The 17,093-nt window shown below is 70.1% G+C and carries 18 protein-coding genes; 2 read left to right on the top strand and 16 right to left on the bottom strand.

The annotated features are described in order from the left end of the window. Positions 1-275: GcrA family cell cycle regulator (locus tag IBL25_RS17115; RefSeq protein ID WP_238940500.1), on the top strand; the 275-nt coding region annotated here is incomplete at its 5' end. A 57-nt stretch (positions 276-332) separates the two neighbouring features. Here IBL25_RS17115 and phnE (IBL25_RS17120) read toward each other — a convergent pair. The 6 genes from phnE (IBL25_RS17120) to IBL25_RS17145 form a co-directional block, all read right to left on the bottom strand. Further along, on the bottom strand, positions 333-1,193 hold the full coding sequence (gene phnE / locus IBL25_RS17120; protein ID WP_187779754.1) for a phosphonate ABC transporter, permease protein PhnE: 861 nt from the start codon (positions 1,191-1,193) through the stop codon (positions 333-335). Continuing rightward, positions 1,193-2,089: a phosphonate ABC transporter, permease protein PhnE gene (gene phnE, locus IBL25_RS17125; RefSeq protein ID WP_187779755.1), complete on the bottom strand. Its 897-nt coding sequence runs from the start codon at positions 2,087-2,089 to the stop codon at positions 1,193-1,195. Before phnE (IBL25_RS17125) ends, phnE (IBL25_RS17120) begins: the two co-directional genes overlap by 1 nt. Before the next feature lie 19 nt (positions 2,090-2,108). Continuing rightward, a complete protein-coding gene (gene phnD / locus IBL25_RS17130) occupies positions 2,109-3,110 on the bottom strand; it encodes a phosphate/phosphite/phosphonate ABC transporter substrate-binding protein (RefSeq protein ID WP_187779756.1) in 1,002 nt (333 codons plus the stop codon). 118 nt (positions 3,111-3,228) lie between these two features. Then, positions 3,229-4,200, bottom strand: a complete 972-nt coding sequence (phnD, locus tag IBL25_RS17135; protein ID WP_187779757.1) for a phosphate/phosphite/phosphonate ABC transporter substrate-binding protein — start codon at positions 4,198-4,200, stop codon at positions 3,229-3,231. Between the two features lie 47 nt (positions 4,201-4,247). Beyond that, entirely contained in the window at positions 4,248-5,069 is an 822-nt protein-coding gene (gene phnC / locus IBL25_RS17140; protein ID WP_187779758.1) for a phosphonate ABC transporter ATP-binding protein, read from the bottom strand. Between the two features lie 126 nt (positions 5,070-5,195). Continuing rightward, complete coding sequence (locus IBL25_RS17145; protein ID WP_187779759.1) at positions 5,196-6,104, bottom strand: DMT family transporter; 909 nt, start codon at positions 6,102-6,104, stop codon at positions 5,196-5,198. Positions 6,105-6,245: 141 nt separating this feature from the next. On the opposite strand from IBL25_RS17145, the gene IBL25_RS17150 reads away from it, so the two are divergent. Then, positions 6,246-7,361 (top strand): 2-aminoethylphosphonate--pyruvate transaminase, encoded by a 1,116-nt coding sequence (locus tag IBL25_RS17150; protein WP_187779760.1) that lies wholly within the window; start codon positions 6,246-6,248, stop codon positions 7,359-7,361. Between the two features lie 55 nt (positions 7,362-7,416). On the opposite strand, the gene IBL25_RS17155 is transcribed toward IBL25_RS17150, so the two are convergent. From IBL25_RS17155 to IBL25_RS17200, 10 genes are all read right to left on the bottom strand, one after another. Next, positions 7,417-7,848, bottom strand: coding sequence for a hypothetical protein (locus tag IBL25_RS17155; protein WP_239418751.1), 432 nt, complete (start codon positions 7,846-7,848; stop codon positions 7,417-7,419). Positions 7,849-8,074: 226 nt separating this feature from the next. After that, positions 8,075-8,551, bottom strand: coding sequence for an MgtC/SapB family protein (locus tag IBL25_RS17160; protein ID WP_187779761.1), 477 nt, complete (start codon positions 8,549-8,551; stop codon positions 8,075-8,077). Positions 8,552-8,626: 75 nt separating this feature from the next. Beyond that, positions 8,627-9,994, bottom strand: coding sequence for an MFS transporter (locus IBL25_RS17165; RefSeq protein ID WP_187779762.1), 1,368 nt, complete (start codon positions 9,992-9,994; stop codon positions 8,627-8,629). A gap of 54 nt (positions 9,995-10,048) precedes the next feature. Next, positions 10,049-11,278, bottom strand: coding sequence for an MFS transporter (locus tag IBL25_RS17170; RefSeq protein WP_187779763.1), 1,230 nt, complete (start codon positions 11,276-11,278; stop codon positions 10,049-10,051). An 89-nt stretch (positions 11,279-11,367) separates the two neighbouring features. Next, a complete protein-coding gene (locus tag IBL25_RS17175) occupies positions 11,368-12,300 on the bottom strand; it encodes a DMT family transporter (protein WP_187779764.1) in 933 nt (310 codons plus the stop codon). A gap of 93 nt (positions 12,301-12,393) precedes the next feature. Beyond that, positions 12,394-13,356 carry an L-threonylcarbamoyladenylate synthase gene (locus IBL25_RS17180; protein ID WP_187779765.1) on the bottom strand — a complete coding sequence of 321 codons (963 nt, stop codon included), beginning with the start codon at positions 13,354-13,356 and terminating at the stop codon, positions 12,394-12,396. Beyond that, on the bottom strand, positions 13,353-14,117 hold the full coding sequence (cysQ, locus tag IBL25_RS17185) for a 3'(2'),5'-bisphosphate nucleotidase CysQ (protein ID WP_187779766.1): 765 nt from the start codon (positions 14,115-14,117) through the stop codon (positions 13,353-13,355). The genes IBL25_RS17180 and cysQ overlap by 4 nt, the downstream gene beginning before the upstream one ends. A gap of 45 nt (positions 14,118-14,162) precedes the next feature. Further along, entirely contained in the window at positions 14,163-14,786 is a 624-nt protein-coding gene (locus tag IBL25_RS17190; protein ID WP_187779767.1) for a hypothetical protein, read from the bottom strand. A 74-nt stretch (positions 14,787-14,860) separates the two neighbouring features. Beyond that, positions 14,861-15,307 (bottom strand): hypothetical protein, encoded by a 447-nt coding sequence (locus IBL25_RS17195; RefSeq protein ID WP_187779768.1) that lies wholly within the window; start codon positions 15,305-15,307, stop codon positions 14,861-14,863. 259 nt (positions 15,308-15,566) lie between these two features. Then, positions 15,567-17,093 (bottom strand): MDR family MFS transporter (locus tag IBL25_RS17200; protein ID WP_275296016.1); only part of this gene is annotated, 1,527 nt, incomplete at its 5' end.

Raw genomic sequence — 17,093 nt, forward strand, 5'->3', positions numbered from 1 at the left:
CGCCTGTTGCCGTTGCGCGCCCCGCGCCCGCTCCGGCACCGCGCCCGGCCGCTCCGGTGGCACCGCCGGCACGCAAGCCGATGCCGGTTCCCAACGCCGTGGTGCGCCCCTTCCCGCGCAGCGGCGCCCGCACCTGCTGCTGGCCAATTGGCGAGCCAGGAACACCGGATTTCCGTTTCTGCACCGGCGATGCGATGACCGGGAAGCCCTACTGCCCCGAGCATGCCGCCGTGGCTTATGTGAAGGTGCGCGACCGCCGCGAGGACGCCGCCTGAATCCCATCCGGCACCGCGCCATGCGGTGCCGGTTTTGCAAGGGCGTGGCGCTGCCGCTCACCCGACCGGCGTTTCGCGGATGCCGATCATCCGCCGCCGGACCCTGGCCGAGAGCCAGTCGATCACCCCCACTGTCACCACCATCATCAGGATGATGAAGGCCACTTCGTCCCAGTGGCGCACCTTGATGCGTTCGGCGATCTGCAAGCCGATGCCGCCCGCGCCCACCACGCCCAGAATGGCGGCGGAGCGTGTGTTGCTCTCGAAGAAATACAAAGCCTGCGCCAGCATCACCGGCAGCACCTGCGGCAGCACGCCGAAGCGGATGGCCTGCAAGCGGCTGCCACCGGCGGCGACGATGCCCTCGCTCTGCCGCTTCTCGGCATTCTCGATGGCCTCGGCATAAAGTTTGGCCAGCACGGCGGTATCGCTGGTGAAGATGGCCAGCACGCCCGCCAGCGGCCCCAGCCCCACCGCGCGCACATAGGCCAGTGCCCAAATCAACTGGTCCACGCCGCGCACACCGTCGAAGAAGCGCCGCACCGAGAAGCGCAGCAGCGTGACGGTGACGATGTTGCGCGCGCCCAGGAAGCCCAGCGGCACCGCCACCAGTGCCGCCATCACCGTGCCCAGGAAGGCCATGGCGACACTTTCCGCCATGCCCTTCATGATGTCCCACCACAATTCGCCGGGGCTGGGCGGGATCATCAGCCGGACGATGGTGGCGAGGCCCGAGAGCCCGTTCCAAAGCCGGCGCGGCGTGATGTCGAACCACCACAGCAGCGTGCCCAGCCAGAGGATGAAGGCGGCGCCCAGCAGCCAGCGCAGCAGCCGCGTGCCACCCGTGGGGCCGAAGGCGCGCGGCAGCTTGGAGTGCCACTGCGCGATCTCCTCGGCGGTCATGCCAGCGGGGCGCATCAATGGCCCTCCGCCGCGCCGATGACGCGGTGGCGCAGCTTCTCGGAGAGGTAGTCGATGGCAAAGACGCTGAGGATGATCAGCACCACGATGGCGCTGATTTCCTCATAATAATTGGAAGCGATCACCAGGTTCAGCTCCTGCCCGATGCCGCCGGCGCCGACAAAACCGATGACGCTGGCACCACGCACATTGATTTCGAAACGCAGCAGTCCGTAGCTGATGAGATTGGGCGCCACCTGCGGCAGGATGGCGTAGCGGCAAGCCTGCGCCCAATTGGCGCCGGAAGCGCGCAGCCCTTCCCAGGGGCGCAGGTCGGCATTCTCCACCACCTCGGAAAACAGTTTTCCCAAGGCGCCAGCAGTGTGGATGAAGATCGCCAGGATGCCTGCCAGCGGCCCAACGCCGAAGGCCCAGACGAAGATCAACGCATAGACGATCTCCGGCACCGTGCGCATCGCCTCCAGCCCGCGCCGCGTCAGCACATTGACCGTGCGCGTGGGCGCGATGTTGCGCGCGGCGGGAAAGGCCAGCAGCAGCGCCACCGCCGCGCCGGCCAATGTCGCCAGCGCCGCCATTTGCGAAGTCTGCAGCAGCAGCCAGGCCCAATCGTCCAGCCGGTAGAACCAGAAGGCGATGCTGCCTTCCGTATCCGTGCCGGAGAAGAGCGTTGCCCAGCGCAGCGAAGGCAACAACTTATAAAAATACTCGCCCACGCGCGGCAGGCCCGCCGCCAGCGAGGATGGGTAGAATTCGCTCATCCAGCCCGCCGCCCAGAGGCAGAGGGCAAGGATGGCCAGCCCCGTCAGCGTGGCCCGCCGGCGTTGCCGGCGCTGGGCCTGGAAGGCGGCCTCGCCCCGCGCCAGCAGGGCGGGGTCGGCGGTGGTCGCGCTCATGGGGCTGGGCTCATGCGTTTTAGTCCCGGCGGCGCCGTGCCGCCGCCTCCTCGCGTCGCATTTCGATGAAGATCTCGTAGTCCTCGTGCCGGCCCTCGCGGTAACCGGTGCCGGGGCCACGGGTGATCTGCTGGTAGATGTCCGGATGCGCCTTGGGCAGCGCCAGGAAGAACAGCTTCAGGTCTTCCTTGGCCTCCGCCGGCAGATCGGCGCGCACGGTGATGGGGCCGGTGGCAATGGGCTCGGAGGTCCAGATGACGCGGATATCGCTCATCTTCAGCATCCCCTTCTCCACCATCGCGCGCAGGTTGCCGCGGGTGAAGCCGGTGCTCTCGTCGCCCAGGCCGGAGGCCCAGGTGCAGGCGGCGTCGTATTGCTTCTGCAGCACCGCCACCACGCCCTGCTCATGCCCGCCCGCGAAGCCGGTGCGGGAGAAATAGCTGTTCACGTCGATCCCCTGCCGCCGCAGCGCCGTGCGCGGCACCAGATAGCCGGAGGAGGAATTGGGGTCCGCCCAGGCCAGGGAATGCCCCTTCATGCCGGCGAGGTCCGCGATGCCGCTATCGGCCCGCGCCACCATCACGGCGCGGTAGTAGATGGAACCGTCATCTTCCTCCGGCACCACCAGCGGCTCGACGCCGCCCTTGGTTTCCATCCAGGCGGCGGCATAGGCGGTGGAGCCGAGCGAGGCGATCTCCACCTGCTTGGCATCGAAGGCCTGGATGGCGCCGGCATAGTCGCTGGCCGGCAGGGTGCGGACGGGAATGCCGAAGGTCTCCTGCATCAGCGCGCGGTAGCCCTCGAAGCGCGCCAGCCGGTCGGCCTCGTTCTCGCCGCCCATCAGGGCGATGTTCAGGTGCCGCACCTGCTCCGCCCAGGCGCGGCGGCCGGGCTGCGGAAAGGCGACATCGGCATCGGCGCTGCGTCGCAGGCGCGGCGTGCCGCCCTGGGCATGGCCAAGGGCTGGCAGCAGCGTGGCGCTGGCGGCGAGGGAGAGGATCTGGCGGCGATTCACGGGCATCGGAAGCTACACTTTCGGAGCGGCGCGGAAGGCGCGGGGCGGCAAGACTAAGCCCCGTCACCGCCCCGCGACCAGCGCGGCGGCGCAGGCGGCTGTCATGCCGCCCGCGCCACCGGCCTCACGAACGGCGGCGCCGCTCGGCCGCTTCCTCGCGCCGCAGCTGCACGATGGGGTCGAACATCTCGTGCGTCACCTCGGCATAGCCCTTCCCGCCACCCTTCTCGATCTGCTCGTAGATGGCGGGGTGGGCGGTCGGCAGCGCCAGGTGGAACTGCTTGAAGTCGGCCTTGAAGGCGGCCGGCAGGTCGCTGCGCACCACCAGCGGGCCATTGGGGATGGGGCGGGACTTCCAGATGAGGCGCATGTCGCTCATCTTCAGCATCCCCTTCTCCACCATGGAGCGCAGGTTGCCGCGGCTGTAGCCCTCGGCCTCGTCGCCCAGGCCGGAGGCCCAGGTGACGGCGCCGTCATACTGGCCCTGCTGCACCGCCACCACCGCCTGCTCATGCCCGCCGGCGAAGCCGGTGCGGGAGAAGTAGTTGTTGATGTCGATGCCGGCGCCACGCAGCTCTGAGCGCGGGATCAGATAGCCCGAGGTGGAATTCGGGTCGGCCCAGGCCAGCGACTTGCCGCGCATCTGATCCAGGCTGGTGATGCCGCTGTCGCGGCGCACGATCAGCACGGAGACATAGGCGATGGAGCCATCCTGCTCGCGCGGCACCACCAGCGGCTCCACGCCACCATTGGTGTCCAGCCAGGTGCCGGCATAGCCGGAGGCGCCCATGGAGGAAGCCTCGATCTGCTTCGCCGCGAAGGCCTGCATCACGCCGGCATAATCGGCGGCGGGGTAGAGGCGCGCCGGCACCTTGAAGGTGCTCTCGATCAGCTTGGCGTAGTCGCCGTAGCGGCCGAGGCGGTCGGCCTCGTTCTCGCCGCCCAGCAGGCCGAGGCGGATCTGCGGCACATCCTTCGCCCAGGGGCGCTCGCCAGCGGCGGGCATGGCGACGGCGGCGGCATCCTGCGCGCGCAGGGATGCGGGCAGCAGCAAGGAACCGGCCGCGAAGGCGGCCAGGGAACGGCGCGTGATCATCGGACACTCTCCAGGGTTTCGCGGCCCGCCGGCGGCGGGCGCGGCAATCAGGCCGGCAAGGCGGCTTCCCTCACCGGGGCCAGGGCGGGCGCGGTCATCTCCGGCGCCGCGTCGAACTCGTCTTCCGAGACGCCGTAGATGTCCCGGATGCGCGCGGCGGTCAGCGCGGCGGGGGCGCCATCGAACATCACGCGCCCCTTCTGCATCGCAACGATCCGGTCGCAGTAATGCCGCGCCGTCTCCAGGTGGTGCAGGTTGCAGAGCACGGTGATGCCGTCGCGCTTGTTCACGTCGCGCAGCGCCTCCATCACCACCTGGGCGTTGCGCGGGTCCAGGCTGGCGATAGGCTCGTCGGCCAGGATCAGCTTGGGCTGCTGCATCAGCGCGCGGGCGATGGCCACCCGCTGCTGCTGCCCGCCCGAAAGCGTATCGGCGCGCTGCAAGGCCTGGTCCGCCAGGTCGAAGCGCGCCAGGGCGGAGAGCGCCATGGCCCGCTCGGCGGCCGAGAAGCGCTTGAACAGCGTGGCGACCGTGGCGCCGAAGCCGCGCCGGTGGTTCAGCCGCCCCACCAGCACATTGGTCAGCACATCCAGCCGCTGCACCAGGTTGAACTGCTGGAAGATCATGGCGCAATCGGTGCGCCAGTCCCGCAGCTCCTGGCCACGGAGCGCCGTGACCTCGGTGCCATCGTGGATGATGCGGCCGCTGCTGGGCTCGGTCAGGCGGTTGACCATGCGCAGCAGCGTGGACTTACCCGCGCCGGAACGACCGATGACACCGACCATCTGCCCCGCCGGCACGGAAAGGCTGACCCCATCCACCGCGGTATTGGCGCCGAAGCGGCGCGTGAGACCCTCAAGCTGCAGCATCGAATGCCCTTTGCCTTGCCCGGCCGTATAGGCGCCGCGCGTGACAGTCGGATGACCCGGCGGTGACATCCATGTGGAACCCGCTCCGGGCCGAAACCACCCCCGCCGCGCCCCGTTGTTACCGCCTCATCGCCCCAGCAGCACCAGCACCACGCCCGCCACGATGCCGAGGGCGCCCAGCACCTCCTGCCGCTTCAGGCTTTCCTTCAGGTAGAAGCGGCTGAAGAGCAGCGTGAACAAAATCTCGGTCTGCCCCACGGCGCGCACCATGGCCACCGGCGCCAGGGCGAAGCCGGTGAACCAGCAGGCCGAGCCGCAGGCCGAGAGCGCGCCCACCGGAAAGCTGTCGCGCCAGGTGCGGAAGACGGCGCGGAACTGCTCCGGCTCCTTCCAGGCCAGCCAGGCGCCCTGCATCACCGTCTGCATGGCATTGGCGACGCAGAGCGTGGTGATGGCGCGCAGCACCGCGTCCGGATGGTCGAGTTCCAGATTGGCGGATTTGATGAAGATGGCCGTCACCGCGAAGCCCGTGCCGGCGCCGAAGCCGCAGAGCGCCGCCGGCTGCACCGTGGCCCGCAGCAGCTCCCGCCCTGTCATGTTCCGCCCCGCCAGCGAGAGGTAGAGCACCCCGCAGACCCCCACCACGATGCCGAGCGTGGAGAGCAGGGAAATCCGCTCCCCCAGCAGCACCAGGGCCAGGATGGCGCCCTGCACCGCCTCGGTCTTGGAATAGGCCGTGCCCACCGCGAAGCCGCGTGGCCCGAAGGACATGATCAGCAGGTTGGTGCCAATGATCTGCGTCAGCCCGCCCAGGGCGGCATAGAGCAGGAAGCCCCAGCCGAGGATCGCCGGCGGCGCATCCCCGATCAGCAGGCAATAGCCACCCAGCAGGATCAGCCCGAAGGGAATGCCGTAGAGGTAGCGCACCACCCCCGCGCCATTCACCGAAAGCTGCCCCCGGAGCCGCTGCTGCAAGGCGGTCCGCCAGGTCTGGAACAAGGCGGCGGACAGGGTGGCGGCGATCCAGAGCGGCATGGGGGCGATAGTCCAGGCAAAGTCGGAGGGCGCAGGCTGGCCGGGATCGGCCCCGCTGTCGAGTATGCGCCGCCAGGGCTTTCCTTCCCGCGCGCCCGCGTGCAGCTTGGAGGCTCACCCGCCTGACAGACAGGATCCGCCATGCTGCTGCTCATCCCCGGCCCCGTGCAAACCCGTCCCGAAGTGCGGGCGGCCATGGCCGTGGACATCGCCCCCTGGGACCGTGACTTCATGCCGGAATATGCCGGCATCCGGGACAAGGTGCGGGACCTCGCCGGCGGCATCGCCGGCCAGCACGCCTGTCTGCCGCTGCAGGGCGCCGGCCATTTCATCACGGAAGCCGCCATCCGCACCTTCGTGCCCGCCGGGGCCAAGCTGCTGCTGGTGATGAACGGCACCTATGCCGACCGCATGGCCCGCCTGGCACGGGAAGCCGGCCGCGTGGTGGTGCCGCTGGCGGTGCCCGACCACCGCAGCGTCACCCCCGCCGAGGTGGCGGAAGCCCTGGCCGCCGATCCCGCCATCAGCCATGTCGGCATCGTGTATTCCGAGACCGGCAGCGGCATCGTCAACGACGTGCCCGGCGTCGGCGCCGCCGTGCGCGCGGCGGGGCGGCGGATGATCGTGGATGCCGTCTCCGCCTTCGGCGCCCTGCCCTTCGACCTGAAGGTGCAGCCGGAAGTGGACGCGGTGGTCTTCACCTCCAACAAATGCATCGAGGGCCTGCCCGGCATCGGCTTCGCCGTCTGCCCGATCGACCGCGTCACCGCCTGCGCCGGCAACGCGGGCTCCTGGTCCTTCGACCTGTCGGACATCTATGCCACGGCGCTGCGCGCCGGCTGGGGCTCCTTCCGCTTCACGCCGCCGGTGCAGGCGCTGCATGCCTTCGGCAAGGCGCTGGAATTCTTCGAGGCCGAGGGCGGCCAGCCCGCCCGCCACGCCCGCTACCGCGAGAATGCCCGCCTGCTGCACGAAGGCATCCGCGCCCTGGGCCTGAAGCCCTACCTGGACTGGGAACACCAGGGGCCCATCATCGTCACGGTCCACCAGCCCGCCGACCCGCGCTTCACGCTGATGGAATTTGTCGAGGCCCTGAAGAAGCGTGGCGTGCTGATCAGCAACTTCTACAACACGCCAGCGCCGACCATGCGCATCGGCTGCATCGGCGACATCCACGCGGAGGATATCCGCTTCGCCCTGCGCGCCATCGCCGAGACGCTGGACGAAATGGGCATCCGGCAGCGGGACGCGGCGTAAAAGGAAAGGCCGGGGGAAGGAATTCCCCCGGGCCCCCATCTTTCTCTTCGAGCTTTCAGAAAGGCAGCGGCGCCACGTCGGGTTCCACCCAGCCGCGTCGCGCGGGCACGGAAAACAGCCGCTCCCGCGACCAATGCGCCAGCATCCAGTCCCGCCGGCCCAGCGGGCTCTCCAGCAGCGCGTTGCAGGCGGCATGCAGCGGCAAGCCGGCGGGGCAACCAGCCAGGAAGAAGGCGGCGGCGCGGAGCGAGGCCAGGGTGATGGTCTCGTGGTAGCCGCCGGTATCGGTGTTGGGCGTGCCGCTGGCCTCGTTATAGGCGCGGATCAGCCGGGGCATGTCCCGCTCCGGCACCAGTTCCGGGCAACGGGCGATGATCCAGACGGCGGCACCCACATGCGCGGCATGGGTCCAGGCTGACTTGGGCAGGCTGCGCGCCATCACGCCCTCGGCGATCCGGCGCAATTCATCATCACGGGTGAAGCTCACGATATCCTCCTGCGGTGGGGAAACACGGCGGGAGGCCGATACCTGCCAGGGACCCCGCCGGAAGAACGGCGGGTCCTGGCACTCGTGCTGAAGGGCGGAAGGGCCTAGCCCTGCTCCGCCCCGGTCGCGCGCGCCATCGCCGCCGGGTTGCGGCGGTTTTGCTGCGGCAGCGGATGGGCGGTGGCGCGGAACATGGACGGCAATATGGCGCCACCAAGGGGAAATTTCAATCTTCCCGCGCCTTGCCGCTGCCGGGCAGCCAGCGTTCGGCCACCCGCACCAGCGACAGCACGCAAAGCCCCAGCCCCGTCGCGATGCCGGCCAGCGCCCATTGCCCCAGCCCGCCGGCGATGCCGATGGCCACGGCCAGGATGATGCTGCCGGCGCTGGTCAGGTTGTGCACGCCGCCCCGCCGCGTGAAGACCAGCCCGGCACCGATGAAGCCCAGCGCCTGGTACAGCCCCTGCACCGTGCGCAGCGGGTCGGCATCGCCGCCGGCATCGCGCACCGCGTGGTGCAGCATCATGCCGGAGATCACCACCATGGCGGCGGCCAGGGACAGCATGCCATGGGTGCGGATGCCGGCCGAGAAGCCGCGCAACTCCCGGTCCAGGCCCAGGGCCATGCCCAGCAGCGTGGCGCCGCTGAGGCGCAGCAACAACTCCAGCGTCGTCAGCGAGTCGGGAAGCGTCGCCTGTTCCATAACCGCATAACGGCAAGCGAGGCGGCGGGATGCGCTTCAGCCAGGGGCGCCGGGCCTCCGGCGCCGCCGCCCTGCTCAGCCCAGGCTCGGCCGTGGCTGCGCGCAGCCCGTGCCGGCCCTGGCCGCCTTGCCAGGAGCCTGCGCGCCGCGCAGCGACTGCCCGGCGGTCTCGACCAGGAAAACCAGCGCCACCATGCCGACAAGGCAGGCCCCCATCATGTAGTAGGCCGGGATGATGGGGTTGCCCGTTTGCTCGATCAGCCAGGAATTCACCATCGGCGCCGTGCCGCCGAAGAGCGAGGTGGAGACATTATAGGCGACGGCGAAGCCCGCGAAGCGCACCGCCGTCGGGAACATCGCCGGGAAGGTGGCTGAAATGGTCGCCAGCTGCGGCGCATAGAGCAGGCCCAGCGCAGCGAAGCCGAGGATGGCGCCGGCGAAGCTCGCCTCCATCAGGTGATAGAGCGGGATCACCAGCACGAAGAGCCCGACCAGCGAGAACCACCACATTGGCTTGCGCCCCCAGCGGTCCGACAGCGCGCCCGCGAAGGGCAGCAGCACCATCATGAAGAGCATGCCGATGATGGGCACGAACAGCGCCTGCTGCGTCGAGAGCCCCAGCCGGCGCTCCAGATAGGTCGGCATGTAGCTGAGCAGCGTGTAGTTCACGACATTCAGCGCGACCACCAGCCCGCTCATCACCAGCAGCGGCTTCCAGTAATCGCGCAGCAGCGTGCCGAGCCCGGTGGAGGGGCCGCCCTCGGCCGCCTCCATCTCCTGGAAGACCGGCGTATCCTCCATCCTGGAGCGCAGATACATGCCGATCAGCCCCATCGGCCCCGCGATCAGGAAGGGCAGGCGCCAGCCCCAGTCGTGCATGGCCTCGTCCCCCAGCAGCAGGGAGAAGCCCAGCATCAGCAGCGCGCCGAAGGAAAAGCCTGCCAGCGTGCCCACTTCCAGAAAGCTGCCGTAGAATCCGCGGTGCTTGTCGGGCGCGTATTCGGCCATGAAGGTGGCCGCGCCGCCGTATTCACCGCCCGTGGAAAAGCCCTGGATCATCCGCAGCACGATCAGGATGCCCGTGGCCCAGAGCCCGATGCTGTCATAGGACGGGATCAGCCCGACGCAGAAGGTGGCGCCCGCCATCATCAGGATGGTGATGGCCAGCACCGACTTGCGCCCCAGCCGGTCCCCCAGCGGCCCCCAGAAGAAGCCACCCAGCGGCCGCACCAGAAAGGAAATGGCGAAGGTGGCCAGCGCGAAGAGCGTCGCCTCCGCCGCCTCTCCGGGAAAGAGGGCGCTGGAGATATAGACAACGCCATAGGCATAGATGCCGTAGTCGAACCATTCCGTGGCATTGCCGACCGCCGAGGCAGCCACCGCCCGCCTCAGCACGCCTTGTTCGGGTTCCGCCGCGCGCCCTTTTCTGTCCTGGTCCCGCATATCCTGTTCCTCCTGTTGCTGTTGAGCACGCGCGCGGTGCCGAGCCTCACAGGCTCACGAATTCTCCTCCGAGAGGGGGTCGAGCCCAGCCGACATCGGCGTGGTATGCGGCAGGGGCTGGTAGGATTGCTGCAGTTCGCCCGGCGGCGCCGGACGCGCCACCAGCCGCCAAAGGCCGAAGCTCACCGTGGCGGCCGCGCAGATGGCGATGAAGAGGTAGAGGCCGGCGGAACCCAGCAGCGCCATGCTGGCCGCACCCGCCATGGGCCCCACCGCCGCGCCGGCCGAATAAACCAGCACCAGCCCGGCGCTGGCGCCCACGCGCTGGGCATTGGTCAGGCGGTCATGGGTATGGGCGACGCAGAGGGGATAGAGCGCGAAGCTCAGCCCGCCGAAGAGGCAGCCCAGCGCCGGTAGCAGCACGCCCGGCTGCCCCAGCAGCATGATGGCCAGCGCCACCAGCGCGGCGCCGGTGAAAACGCCGAGGATCACCGTCCGCCGGTCGAAGCGGTCCGAGAGCCAGCCCAGCGGCCATTGCAGCGTGACGCCGCCCAGGATCACCGCGCTCATGAAGGTGGCGGTGCCGGCGAGGTCGAGGCCGATGCGCTGCGCATGCACCGCGCCCAGACCATAGAAGGCGCCCAGCATCAGCCCCGTGACCGCCGCCCCCACCATGCCCAGCGGCGAGGCCGCGTAGAGGCTGCGCATCGGCATGGCCTGGAAATCCCCCAGCACCGGGCTGGCGGAGCGGGTCAGCGAGATCGGCAGCACGGCGATGGAGAGCAGGATGGAAGCCAGCAGGAAGGGCAGCAGCGGGTTGTCCTGCCCGAGGTTCAGCAGGAACTGCCCCAGCCCCTGCCCGGCATAAAGCGCGATCATGTAGGCGGCGAGCACGGAGCCGCGCTGGGATGGCTCCGCGCGGTCGTTCAGCCAGCTTTCCAGGCACACATAGACGCCGGCGATGCAGAAGCCGTCGATCAGCCGCAGCGCCGCCCAGAGCGGCACCGACTGATACAGCGCATAGGCCAGGGTGCTGGCCGAGAGCAGCGAAACGAAGCAGGCAAAGGCGCGGATATGCCCGACGCGGCGGATCACCCCCGCCGCCAGCAGCGAGCCCAGCGTGAGCCCGAGGAAATAGGCGGAGCCGACCAGGCCGATCAGCGGCGCGCCCGCCCCCGCCCCCTCCAGCCGCAGGCTGACCAGGCTGGGCATGAAGCCGCCGCCGGCCATCAGGATGAAGATGGAGATCAGAAGGCTTTGAACCGGCCGCACCGCAGTCAACATGACCGGCCAACGGACCGGGGCGGCTCAGGTTGCGCTCTTTCCGCCACCCGGGGCAGAAACCCGGCGGGCGCGTGGCGCCGGCGGAGCCTTTACCGCCGCACCGCCATGGCCGCCGCCGAAAGCATCAGCGCCGCGCCCAGCACCTGCCGGATGCCCAGTTCCTCCCCGAAGACCAGCGCCCCCAGCAGCAGCGCCACCACCGGAGAGACGAAGGCATAGAGCCCCGCCCGGGCCGAGCCCCAGTTCCGCATCAGCCGCAGATAGATCGTATAGGCCACGAAGGTGCCGAAGATCACCATGAAGCCCAGGCAGGCCAGCACCCGCGGCTGCCCCAGGACCGCGAGGCTGCCGAGCGAGACCGGCTCCAGCGCCAGGGTCAGCGCCACCAGCCCGGCGCCGCCCGTCACCGCCTGGGCGCCGGTCAACTGGAAGGCGCTGGCATGGTCCAGCAGCGGCCGCGACAGCACCGAACCCAGGCAATAGCAGAAGCTACCCAGGATGATGGCCAGCAGGCCCCAGAGTTCCAGCGCGCCGCCCTGCAGCCCCATGCGGTCGAAGAACAGCGCGCCGAGCCCGGCCATGCCCAGCAGCAGCGCCAGGGCATGGCGCCAGGAGGGCTTCTCCTCCCCCCGCAGCAACGCCAGCGCATAGAGGCCGACGGCGATCATGGTCAGGTTGACCAGCCCGGCGATGCCGGAAGCCACATGCTGCATGCCCCAGAGCAGCAGCGCATAGGTTCCGGTATTCACCAGCAGGCCGGTCAGCAGCACGCGCCCGCCCAGCGGCCCGCGCAGCAGCCCCAGCACGCCGGGCGTGACGGTGAGGAAGAGCGCCGCCACCAGCACATAGCGCAGCGCCGCGAAGAAGATGGGCGGCATGGCGGTGATGCCGATCTTGGCCCCCACCCAGGTGGTGCCCCAGACCAGCGACATGACCAGGAAGAGCGAAAGATCCAGCGTGAGGCCATGGCGGCCGGCGGGGCTGGCGGCCAGGGCGGCTGGCGGGGCGGTGGTGTCCTTCACGGTAGCTCCTTCAGCCCGCGACACCCCTAGCTAACGCCAGCCCTCGCCCCACGTAGTTCCGAATATTATTGATGCTGCCTATCAGTTTCGCTGCTAGCGCGGCGCCGCCGCACGCCGCAGCCGGTCGTTGATGGCGAGGCCCAGCCCATGTTCCGGCACCGGCATGGCGGCGATGCCGTTCAACGCCAGCCGCTCGCCTTCCGCATCCAGCCAGCGCAGCCCGGCGAAGAGGCGGGAGGCCGCCTCCACCAGATCCCCGCTCTCGCTGAGTTGCCAGACCGCGCCCGCCCCCGGCAGCGGCGGGCCGAAGGCCAGCAGCGCCTCATCCGCCGCCACATCCCGTGCCTCCAGCCGCACCGGCAGGCCGGGCGCGTAATGGGAGAGCAGCATGCCGGGCGATGGCCTCGCCGCTTCCCCGCCCGTGGCATCTGCCAGGGCCAGGGGGCCGATGGCGGCTTCCAGCGCCTCGCGCGGCACGCCACCGGGCCGCAGCAGGGTGGCCACCGGCGTGCTGAGGTCCAGCACCGTGCTTTCCAGCCCCACCGTGCAGGGCCCGCCATCCAGCACCGCCGCCAGCCGCCCTTCCAGCCCCGCCAGCACATGCGCCGCCGTGGTGGGCGACACCTGGCCGGAGCGATTGGCCGAGGGCGCCGCCACCGGCACCCCCACCTCCCGCAGCAGCGCCTGGGCCAGCGGATGCGCCGGCACCCGCACCGCCAGCGTCGGCAGCCCGGCGCCGGTCAGCGCATCGATGCGGCTGTCCGGCCGGCGCGGCAGCACCAGCGTCAGCGGCCCCGGCCAGAAGCGGGCGGCGACATGCCGCGCCCGCTCATCCGCCACAACTTCCGCGAAGGCGGCCTCGGCATCGGGGAAATGCGAGATCAGCGGGTTGAAGCTGGGCCGGCCCTTGGCGGCGAAGACCGCCGCCACGGCGCGGGCATTCCGCGCATCGGCGCCCAGGCCGTAAACCGTCTCGGTCGGGAAGGCGACCAGCTCCCCCGCCCGCAGCAGCTCAGCCGCGCGGGGCAGTTGCTCGGGTGTCAGAAGCTCGGTCATGCCTGCCCCTGGCACAGGAAGGGCGGGTTTTCCCAGCCCGGCTTGCCATAGGCCAGCGGCGTGATGCCATCCATCGCCGTGCAGCGGCCGCCGGCGGCCACCAGCACTGCCTCGGGCGCCGCCGTGTCCCATTCCATGGTGCGGCCGAAGCGGGGGTAGAGGTCCCCCAGCCCTTCCGCCAGCCGGCAGAATTTCACCGCCGAGCCGATCTCGTGAACCTTGGCCACGCGGCGGCCCTTCAGGAACTCCGCCAGGCGCGGGTCGCCGGCATAATGACGGCTGGCGAAGACGGTGATGCCTTCCTCCGGCGCGCGGCGGGCGGCGATGGGACGCTGCCCGCCGGCATCCAGCTTCCAGGCGCCCTGGCCGACGATGCCCGTGAAGACCTCGCCAAAGGCCGGCAGCGCCACGGCGCCGAGATGCGGCCGCCCTTCCACCACCAGCCCGATATTGACGGTGAATTCCTCCCGCCCCGCCGCGAATTCCCGCGTGCCGTCCAGCGGGTCCACCGACCAGAAGCGCCCGCCCACCCGCGGGATGGCGCCGGCGGAGCATTCCTCCTCCGCCACCACGGGAATATCCGGTGTGGCGGCGCGCAGGCCTTCCAGAATGATGCCCTCGGCCAGCCGGTCGGCGGCGGTCACGGGGCTCATGTCGGTCTTCTGTTCCACCGCGAAGCCGGCCGCCCGCACCGAGAGGATGGCCTCGGCCGCGCTGCGCGCCAGCCGGGTGGCCAGGGCGAGAAGGTCTGCGTCTGTCATCCCGCAGCTTTAAAGCAATCCGGCCGCCGCCGGAACGGCATGGCGTCAGGGATGGATGGCGATGCCCCGCCCGGCGAAGAAGCGGTCGAAGACCTCGGGTGGCAGGGCCACGTCCTGCCGCGCCGCCGCGTCATGGCCGGAGGGATTGTGGAAGACCACCGCGTCGGGTGAAGCCGCGTGCACCAGCACCAGATGCCCGCCCTGCCCCGGTGCCGGACGCTCCGGCCAGCGGATGGCGGGGTGGACGGAGGCCATGAAGAACTCGGCACGACGCAGGATGCCAGGCAGGTCACCGGCCTCGATGCCCACCACCACCTCGGCCTGCATGCCGAAGCGTTCGGCCACGAAGCGGGTGAAGGGCGCGTAGATCAGGCCCTTGATGCCGCCATCCGGCTGCGGGAGGTAACCCCCCGCCTCGGTGCAGCCGCGCGCCAGTTCCAGGGTCGGCGGGGCATGGCCGGTGCGGGCGGCCAGGATCATCTTGAGGCAGGCCATCCCGCAGACATGGTCCGCCCAGCGGACATATTCCGCGAGATCGGCCGCGCCCGAGCCCCGCCAGAGCGGGTCCCGCGCCAGCGCGGCCGCCGCGCCTTCCGCCACCACGGCGGCGGTCAGGTCGGGGGATTCCCATTGGCTGAAATAAGGGATCTTCCGTGTTGTCACGGACATGCCGCCGCCTCCGCTTCGCGCGGCGGCAGGAAAGCCGGGCGGCGGGCGGCGCGCAAGCCGCCCTGCCGGGCCTGTCAGGGCTGGGAGGTGAGTTCCGCCGTCATCGTCAGCCCCGGCTTCGGGGTGCGGCGGAAGGCCTCGTTGGTGGAATCCAGGAAGGCGGCATAGGAAACCCGGCGCTCGGAGCGGGCGAAGCTGCGGGCCAGATGCCGATAGACCTCGTTTTCCCGGGTACGGTAGCGCGCGGTCTGGGCCACGGCCTCGGACATGGCGGCCTTGAGGAAGGCAGCGCTGTGCGGCGGTGGGTGGTTGAGGTGGTCGTGTCGGGGGCCCCAAACGGCTTCAAGCATGCAGGCCATGTGCCATGTCTGGCTCACCGCCCCCTTGCCGCAGGGCGCCATGGCGGCGCGGGCGGCGGCGGCGGGGTCACGGCCTTCGCTGGGATATTCGAAGCCCTGCCACCTTGCCGGCTCCGCCGGTGCCTGTGCCAGCGCGGGGCCGGCGGCGAGCAGAACCCCCATCAACAACCACCCGGCACGACTGGGGCGGAGAAGAATGTCTCGTTTCAAGAGAGCCTCCGACACGATCACATTGCGGCGCCGCCGGATGATCTCCCCACACGGCGAAAGTCCCGCAATTTTCGACAAACACCACTTCGTTGCCGTTATGAACGGTTCTGTCGCGCTTTGCCAAGGCAATGCTTGAACGCTAAAGGCTTCAAATCGAGACTCACGATCCTGTGATGATCCGACGCCTCCGCACGGGAGACCAGCATCGCGCTCAGGCGGCTTTTTCCTCGATGCGGTCGCGCAGCTTCTGTTCCGGCAGGCCCAGCACCAATACCGTCGCCACCGTCATCACCACGCCGCTGAGCAGGAAGCAGCCGGTCAGCGCGGTGCGATAGGCCGCCGCCACCGCCGCCTGCTGCGCCGGCGCCAGATGCGCCAGGGCCTGGAGGCCGTGCTCGGTGATGGCGCCCATATCCACCCCCGCCCCCACCTCGCGCGAAGCCGAGAGCAGCCGCTGCGCCATGATGGCGCCCGAGGTCGCCACGCCCACCGCGCCGCCGAGGGAGCGCGCGAAGGTCATGGCGCCGGTGGCCGCGCCCAGTTCCTTATGCGCCACGGCATTCTGCACGGCGGTGGTCAGGTTGGGCATGCCCATGCCCATCCCCAGGCCCAGCAGGCCCATGGAGACCAGGAAGGTCGCCGGCGGCGCCGCGACATAGGCAAGCAGCGCCAGGCTGGCCAGGGCCACCGCCTCCAGCACCAGCGCCGCCACCAGGAAGGGCTTGTTGCGCCCGATGCGGGAAACGATGCGCCCGCCGATCACCGAGGTCAGCACCATGCCCACCACCTGCGGCAGCAGCATCATGCCCGCCCGCGCCGGGGTCATGCCCAGCACCATCTGGAAATACAGCGGCAGGAAGACGGTGGAGCCCATCATGGCGAAGACCATCATGCCGCCCACCGCCACGCCGCGCGCATAGATCGGGTTGCGGAAGAGGCTGAGGCGGATCAGCGGCTCCTCCGCCTTCGTCTCCCGCCACAGGAACAGTGCGAAGAGCAGCAGGCAGAGCGCCGCCATGCCCGCCGTCTCGGCCGAGGCCCAGGGGAACTCGGTGCCGCCCCAGGCCAGCAGCAGCAGCAGCGCCGCGGTGGCGCCCGCCAGCAGCACGGTACCGGCATAATCGATGCGCCGCGCCACGCGGTTGCCCTGCGGCTTCAGCCCGGCGGCGATCAGCACCAGCGCCAGCCCGCCGATCGGCAGGTTCACATAGAAGACCCAGCGCCAGGAGAGCGCCTCGGTGATGAAGCCGCCCAGCAGCGGCCCCGCCACGCTGGCGAGGGCGAAGGTGCCGGTGAAGAGCCCCTGGTAGCGCGGCCGCTGCCGGGGGGAGACCACATCGCCCACCGCTGCCTGCGCCAGCACCAGCAGCCCGCCCGCGCCCAGCCCCTGCAAGGCGCGGAAGGCAATGAGCTGCCCCATGCTCTGCGCCGCGCCGGATGCGAAGGAGCCCGCCAGGAACAGCAGGATCGCCACAAAGAACAGCCGCCGCCGGCCGTAGAGGTCCGACAGCTTGCCATAAAGCGGCGTGGTGACGGTGGAGCACAGCATGAAGGCCGTCACCACCCAGGAGATATGCGCCATGCCGCCGAGGTCGCCCACCATGCGCGGCAGGGCGGTGTTCACGATGTTCTGGTCCAGCGCGGCGAGGCACATGGTCAGCAGCGCGCCCGCCATGACGATGCGCACCGGCCCGCGCGTCAGCCCGGGCGGCGGCGCCTCGGCCGCGCCCACCGGGGC

The organism is Pseudoroseomonas ludipueritiae (assembly GCF_014490445.1).
Lineage (GTDB): Bacteria > Pseudomonadota > Alphaproteobacteria > Acetobacterales > Acetobacteraceae > Pseudoroseomonas > Pseudoroseomonas ludipueritiae.